Source organism: Streptococcus sp. GMD1S (assembly GCF_000296875.1).
GTDB lineage: Bacteria > Bacillota > Bacilli > Lactobacillales > Streptococcaceae > Streptococcus.
The window spans coordinates 1-3808 of record NZ_AJQY01000074.1 but is presented as its reverse complement, the minus strand read 5'-3'; the positions used below and the strand labels follow the sequence as shown (position 1 = coordinate 3808).

Genomic DNA, 3808 nt, shown 5'->3' with positions numbered 1-3808 from the left:
TAGCGCATAAAGAGGTCGTAGATGCTGGTTAGTTCGGTACGGACTTGTCTGGTCTTCCCGACTTCCTTAGCAGACTTATGCGCACGCGCCTGACTTTCCACCTTATCATATTCCTCCTGCGCACTAGTGACTGCAAGGAGCATAGGTGTCAATCCTAGACTAGTAACTGCCGTCTGGTAGGGTTCTTCACTCAGGGTTTTGAGCAGGCTCTTGATTTCTGCCGTTTCCACATCATTGCTATGCTTGGTGATATCCTTGTACTTGGCAAAGACTGGTTTCAAAGTCTCATGGGCTTCTTTGAGTTTGCTTTCCTTGATCTTAGCAAAGCCCCTATGAAGAGTAAAGAGACCGACTAGGGCACTGTCACGATTGCGATCGACTTCGGTTAGGTTCGTCGTCTCTTTCTTTTCTACGATAGCGAGTTGGCCTTGGAAGTCTGCTAGCTTGCTCTTGAAGGAATCGAGGTGCTTGCTATACATAGGCTCGTCCTTATGTGCCTTGGCAAAAACTTCTAGTAGTTGACCCGTGTCAACCATGAGACTTTCAAACTCACGGTTGGTAAAGTTGGTGTAGCTTAGAGGGCGGATAGTGAATGTTTTTGTCATGATGATAACCTTTCTATTTTCATTATTTCAAAAAGGAGTTTTCCCTTAAATTTATAAATCCATTCTAACAGTTACTTTAAAAGATTTGTCCCCCTTCCTCTGAACTGTCAATATTTCCATCTAAAATGTACTTCTCAGGGCAAATCTTTTATTTCCAAAATAAAAAATCCCTATCTGACTGGAAACATTTCCGTCTGTCAGCTAGAGACTCTTACTATTTTTAGATTTTAACTTTTCTAGCTTTAGAATACATCTAAACTTTAGGAAAGAGGATCATTCGAAACTTCGAAGACCTCAAAACTTTCTCAGATAGACTATCCGAAGCTTAGAATGCTCATAAATTTATGTATTTCTTGCCATTCTAAGTTTAGAATGCATATAAACTTTAGTAAATTCATATCTTCGAAACTTCGAATAGCTACCTCCCCTACTCCAACTGACTTTTAACCTTCTTCTTAGTCAAGATACGGTCGTTTTTGTTAGAGAGAGCTTTGATACGAGCTTCTAGAAGGATTTTCCTTCCGGTCTCTGTTCGTGTGTAGACGAGATGATAGCGTCCGATAGTCGGTGTCAGAAAGTCGAGGAATTTCTGCGCTTCTTCCTTGCGCTTGTCAAAAAGACTAGGCACGACATAGTAAGGTGACTGACCTTGTCGGACTTTCTCTGTCTTCAAGAGATAGCGCTGGTTGTCCACTGGAGCAAAGAACTCTCCCAAAGTATGTGCAAACAACTCCTTGTCCCTCATGCTTCCTCCCTTGAGATAGGCAAAGACCATGTAGTTTTCCTTGTCATCCTCTACCTGAACACGGGATTGATCATCCGTTAGATGCCCCGAATCTAGCATAGCCTTTCGGATTTGCTCACCCAGAGACTGCAATCGTTTATAAGGACTCTTATAGCGGAGGTAACGCCAAGAGGCAAAGGCCAAAAAGAGGAGACAGGCTGTCGTAAGCCACCAAACACCGATCAGTCTCAGTCTAAATAGCAAGACCAACAAATCCACTGCCAACAAGAGCAATGACATGCGAACCCATTTTAATGCATCAAGAAAGAGCATGACTGGAATTTTCTGTTTTTGAGTTGCGACTTCTGTAACTACCTCGAACTGATCCGCTACGACAAGAGCTTCCTGCCATTTTTGTCTCAAGCCTGATCGATCCTTGGAGAGACTCTTAACTCGCTCATTGTACTCACTAATTTGATTTTTCTTAAAAGGGGGCTTTGGAAAATCCAAACGATCCAAACCGGTCTCAATACTCTCCTGATTATAGGCCAATCCAAGAAAATGCTCCATCCGTCGCGACAAGGTCTGCAGATCCTGATTGCTCTCTGGTCTAGGCTCCTCACCAGGAAGAGTGATGAGTGCTTGCGCTTGAACGGCTACCAGATGCCAGATGTTGCTGGTCTTTTCTGGATGTCCCGGCCAGATACGAACGGCACGCCCGCGCATCTGGTTACTCAGCATAAAGCTCCCCACAAAGCTTCCGAGGATTAGGGAATTAACGCAAGGAGCATCCCAACCCTCTCCAAGGAGAGATTTGGTTCCGACTAGGACTTGAATCCGCCCTCGTTGAAAAAGCTCCGTCACTGCCGCTACGATTCCCTTAGCTGAGCTCGGAAAACTAACCTGCACATAATCTTTTGGATCCAAGTGACCAATAGGTGAGAAACTAAGAGGAACCTGAGGCAAGAGCTCCTTAAACTCTGCTGCCACATCGGTAGGCAAAATAACGACACTACCTGACAAGACAGCCAAAGACACAGGTATCTCTTGTTCCTGAGCTTTTCGACGAATGCTTTCAAAATAAGGGAGAACCCCCAACTGAGAAATGGTTGCCTGATTATCTCCCAGATAGGTGGCAAAATCCTTGCGAATATAGTCAGCTAGTACTAACTGTCTCAGTTCCTGACCTAGACTCTCATACTCCGTCAAAAAGATATCGGCAATGGCAGACAACTTCCCTAGAGATTGGGTTAAAAGCTGATCGGAAGCCTTGGACTTAACCAGATAAACCTGACGTTTTTCCACCAACCCACGCGCCTTCAAGTCAGCCTCTAACTTTTTCTTATATCCATCTGGATCCTTATACCAATCTGGTGTCTGATAGAGTATGCTCTGCAACAGCGTCTCCAGCCAGTAGGAGGTCAATGCTGGAAGCTTCTGGGTTCCCAGTAAATTTTGTAAAGAGGGAGAAATCGTTAACCCCTGAGAATGTATATAAATCAATATAGCAGACAAGTACTTGGGATCTTCTAAGAGCAAATCAGATGAAATATCCCCTTTGAGGACCTTAGAGCCTGCTACAAATGTTTGAAAATCAGGATCGACTATAAGGTGATGAATATAGTCCCACTTAGTCTCCTCAAACCGTTTGAGACGTTCCGCCTCTTCAGCTGTTGGTGAACACATATAGACAAAATCCTGATGAGGGCAAAGAGTGTCTTCCTTGACTAGTTCAGGTACCGTGATTTCTTGATCGATCTCCCCACACATACGGATATAGCGTTCCCAAAGTTCAGGCTCGCTGTCATAAGGTGGTGTCGCTGTCAAGGAGATGAGTTTCAGCGGTCCATACTGCTTGCGAAAGGCTTCCAGACTTTTCCACCATTCATTGCGCAGGTGGTGGCATTCGTCCAAACAAAGAGTCGCAACTTTCTGAGCTCTTAGGCTTGCAAGCAAATCAAACCCCACAAAATCCTCTGCTTCTCCATCTTCTTGTGATTGCAATTGGTTCATGGCGCTATGAAAAGCCTGATAGGTCACAATCGTTAATGTCTTCATCTCCTTTAAGTTTTGGGAAACGAGGTCTGAAAGCCTCTGACCATCCTCTAGAAAAGCAGTTTGTATTCTATCCACCCATTGTTCACGAATGGTGACAGTCGGAACTAAGATGAGGGCTGGGTTACCAAAACGAGCGATTAGCTCGATACCAATGGTTGTCTTTCCAGACCCTGGAGCGGCCACTAGATGAACATGACCGTCTGCTTGATAGTCCTGAAAACGATCCAAGACCTGTTTTTGATATTGGCGCCAGCTTCCTTTAAAGTTTAAACCTAACATGATACCCCTCATTCTATACCGTCATTTTCTTATTCTCATTTTACCACACTTATTTCACCAGTCAGATAATCCAGATAGTTTTTCTCCACAAAATATGGTATAGTAGAATCATACTATCTATGAGGAGTTTACATGTCACAGG

Annotated in this window: 2 protein-coding genes; both read right to left on the bottom strand. The window is 44.1% G+C overall.

Annotated features, from left to right (window positions below):
- A partial coding sequence (locus tag GMD1S_RS06850) for a DUF6261 family protein (protein WP_000167734.1) occupies positions 1–605 on the bottom strand: 605 nt, incomplete at its 3' end.
- Positions 606–1032: 427 nt separating this feature from the next.
- On the bottom strand, positions 1033–3666 hold the full coding sequence (locus tag GMD1S_RS06845) for a DEAD/DEAH box helicase family protein (protein WP_000901155.1): 2634 nt from the start codon (positions 3664–3666) through the stop codon (positions 1033–1035).
- Positions 3667–3808: the final 142 nt, after the last annotated feature.

Bases quoted from the DNA above. Each gene is read 5' to 3' on its own strand.
- GMD1S_RS06845 (WP_000901155.1), bottom strand. From the start codon at position 3,666: ATGTTAGGTTTAAACTTTAAAGGAAGCTGGCGCCAATATCAAAAACAG.